This is a genomic window from Maribacter sp., from assembly GCF_049667165.1.
In the GTDB taxonomy this organism is placed as follows: Bacteria; Bacteroidota; Bacteroidia; order Flavobacteriales; family Flavobacteriaceae; genus Maribacter_A.
This window is the reverse complement of the sequence record NZ_JBATHS010000120.1, coordinates 1-3738: the sequence shown is the minus strand read 5'-3', so window position 1 is coordinate 3738 and position 3738 is coordinate 1. Positions and strand designations below refer to the sequence as shown.

The following is a 3738-nucleotide window of genomic DNA, read 5'->3' as shown; positions in this document are numbered from 1 at the left end:
GGTATACCAATATCCTATGAATACTAAATTCAACATACTATTCACAATCCTTTTCATGCTTGGCTTAAGTCTATCTGCCCAAGAAAAATGGACCCTGGAAGCTTGTGTATCCTATGCCTTGGAACATAATCTGCAATTGAACGACTTCAAGTATACGACGCAGGCCGATAGGGAAACCTACCGCCAATCCATTCGGGATTTACTCCCGAGGATTAACGGATCAAGTGACTATGTCATCAATTTTGGCCGTAGTACGGACCCTTTTACCAATGATGTCATTACGACCGACTTTTTCTCGAACCGCTATTCATTGGAATCGTCTATAGATCTATTTCGCGGCTTTCAGAAAATCAATACGATCAAAGCCTCTAAACTTCTATATAAAGCCACTCAAGAAGAAACCTTACAACAGAAATACCTTTTGGCGTTCCGCGTAATGCAGGCATTTTATGACATTCAGTTCTTCGAAGGTTTGGTGGCCATCTCGAAGGAACAGCTCGCGGTTTCCCAATCAAATTATGATCTGGTCAAAAAGCAGATTGAATTAGGACTTAAGGCAGGTGCAGATCTATACGAAGCGGAATCTCTTTTGTTGACGGACAAGCTGAACCTTACCCAAAGTGAAAATCAATGTATCGCCGCAAAATTGAAATTGGTGCAGGAAATGAATTTGGAAGATACTGCTGACATTACCATACAAAAGAATCTCCCTGAAACGATGGTCAATACCGATACCCAAGCCATTCAATCGGATTCCATTTTTGTGGAGGCAAAAAACTTCATGCCCATTTTAAAGGCACAGGAATTACGGGCGAAGGCAGCTAAAAAACAGGTTGCCGCCACAAGAGGGGGGCTTTTTCCGTCCCTATCCCTTTTTACCGGTGTGGGAACAGGGTACTTTGAAACCACAAGAGATACGATGGGCGTTACCGTGCCTTTTCGCGATCAATTTCGTGACAATACCTTTCAATATATTGGGGTAAGTCTGAATATTCCTATCAGCAACGCATGGTCAGCCCGTTCACGGGTAAAACAACAAAAGATCGAACGTTTGCGTGCGGAAAACAATTTGGACCTTCAAGAACAGGTCGTTTTTCAGGCCATACAAACCTTAGTACAGGATTATCATGCCCTACAGGTCGAATATGAACAAAGTACCCAAAAAATGGTAGCACAACAGTTGGCCTTTACGATCGCCCAAAAGCGGTATGAAAAAGGCATGATCAACGCTTTGGAACTTTTTACCGCAAAGAATCTCTTTGCCGGTGCCCAGAACGAAAACCTTCAGGTGCGCCTGCGGTCGGAAATCAATAAAAGTACGTTGGATTTTTACCGGGGCCTACCCGTCTTTAACATAGAATGAAAAGGAGGTTAAAGAAGATTGAACAGAGAGCGCAGACAAGATGACAGACGGAAGACGGAAGATTATGGAATATGGAATATGGAATATGGAATATGGAATATGGAAAAAAGATAAAAAAATGTAATAAGGCGTTCGCATTTGTTAAGTATGACTAATCAATTACTGTCGGTGCGATTCAAAAGCTGAATCATAGCACTACTATAATCTTTGTACTCAATACTCAATACTAAAAATGGATATACAACTCGAAAAGAAAAAAGGATTACGACCCAAACATTACGGCTACATCGCCCTTGGGCTATTAGTACTATTTGCCGCCTATCAATTGGTCTTCGCAACCTCGGTATCGACCTTCCGTACGGAAAAGGACAAACTGTCAATCGCCGAAGTCACCCATGGTAAATTTGATGATTATATCACGATAAATGGCAATGTGGCCCCTATCGCCACCATCTACATGGATGCTTATGAAGGGGGTCGCGTAACCGAAAAACTTATCGAAGAGGGGGCCACCGTTAAGAAGGGGGACATCATTTTGAAGTTGGAAAACATGAACCTTTACGAACAGATACTGCAAAGCGAAAGCAATTTGGCCCTTAAGCAAAATGATCTACGCTCCACAAAACTGAACTTCGATTCCAGGCTGGTAGATGGCAAAAAATCATTGGCGACCTCTAGCACAGACCTACAACGCCTTAAGCGTAATTTTGAGCAGAACCAGGCCTTATATGACGAAGAGTTGATTTCGAAAGAGGATTATTTGAAATCGAAAGAAGATTATGAACTCTCTCAAAAACAATTTGAAATTGTAAAACTGCAGACCGAAAACGATTCGGAATTGGCTGAAACTTCATTGACCGGACTTGATAGCGATCTAGCGCGTATGCAGAGAACCCTTGGTATGGTTTACCAGCGTTTGGACCATCTGAACGTGCGGGCACCCGCAGACGGACAGTTAGGTTTCTTGGATGCCGAGATTGGTCAAAGCATCGCGCAAGGCGAACGCATTGGGCAAATCAATGTATTGACCGATTATAAGATCGAAGCCACCATCGATGAGCATTATATCGATAGGGTGATACGCGATTTGACCGCATTGCTTGAACGAAATGGCAAAGAATATCCTTTGCGATTGCGCAAGGTATATCCTGAAGTGCGTAACGGAAAATTCAAGGTGGATCTGGTCTTTACCGATGAAAAACCGGAAACGATACGAACAGGACAGAGCTATAACATAAAATTACAACTAGGTGAATCGAGTGATGCCCTTTTGTTACCCAAAGGCAGTTTCTTTCAAAGTACGGGCGGCCAATGGATTTTCGTCGTCAACCCCGATGGGGACATAGCGCTAAAAAGGAACATCCGTATCGGGAAACAGAACTCCAGATATTATGAAGTGCTCGAAGGCCTTCAAGCAGGGGAAAAAGTAATCACTTCGAACTATGATAGTTTCGGCGAGGCCGAGAAGATTGTTTTGAAATGATAGTGGATCCTGAGCGGAGCCGAAGGGTGGTGAAGCGGAGAAAATAGTGTTAAAATAGAATTGTCACTATCGCGGATAACTGAATGTCTTTACTAATAATAACTAAAAAATCAAATAACGAACAAATGATACAGATCCAAAATTTAAAAAAGAGTTTTAGAACGGAAGAGGTGGAAACCCTTGCTTTGAACAAAGTCAACCTTAAAGTGGAAGATGGTGAATTTGTCGGCATTATGGGTCCATCGGGTTGCGGCAAATCGACCTTATTGAATATTATCGGTATGTTGGACAACCCCACCGAGGGTAGTTACCAATTTGCAGGCCACGAGGTAGCGGGACTCAAGGAAAGCCAACGTACGCAATTGCGAAAGGGGAATCTAGGTTTTGTTTTCCAGAGTTTCAATCTCATCGATGAGCTAACGGTTTTCGAGAATGTAGAACTGCCCTTGATCTACCTCAAAATGGGCAAAAACGAACGTAGGGAAAAGGTCATAAAGGTTTTGGAGCGGATGAAAATCGCCCATCGTGAAAAGCATTTTCCACACCAGCTTTCGGGAGGTCAACAGCAACGTGTGGCCATAGCCAGGGCGGTAGTTACCAATCCAAAATTAATTCTAGCGGATGAGCCTACAGGTAATTTGGATTCCAAAAATGGCACCGAGGTCATGAACCTATTGACCGAACTGAACCAAGAAGGTACCACCATCGTCATGGTAACGCACTCCGATCATGATTCGCATTATGCGCATAGGGTCATCAATCTATTCGACGGTCAGGTGGTTACCGAGAGCCATAATCGGGCAATCGGGGCTATGATGTAACCGACCGAAGGGAGTTTATTCATCAATCAAATCAATCATTATGTTTAAAAATTATTTAAAAATAGCCTGGC

3 protein-coding genes are annotated in these 3738 nt (G+C 43.0%); all 3 read left to right on the top strand.

All coding sequences use genetic code 11. The annotated features are described in order from the left end of the window. The coding region (locus WBM98_RS06265; protein ID WP_424365171.1) for a TolC family protein at positions 1–1363 on the top strand (1363 nt) is incomplete at its 5' end. A 232-nt stretch (positions 1364–1595) separates the two neighbouring features. Beyond that, positions 1596–2846 carry an efflux RND transporter periplasmic adaptor subunit gene (locus tag WBM98_RS06260; protein WP_424365170.1) on the top strand — a complete coding sequence of 417 codons (1251 nt, stop codon included), beginning with the start codon at positions 1596–1598 and terminating at the stop codon, positions 2844–2846. Between the two features lie 125 nt (positions 2847–2971). After that, positions 2972–3667: an ABC transporter ATP-binding protein gene (locus WBM98_RS06255; RefSeq protein WP_424365169.1), complete on the top strand. Its 696-nt coding sequence runs from the start codon at positions 2972–2974 to the stop codon at positions 3665–3667. Positions 3668–3738 lie beyond the last annotated feature (71 nt).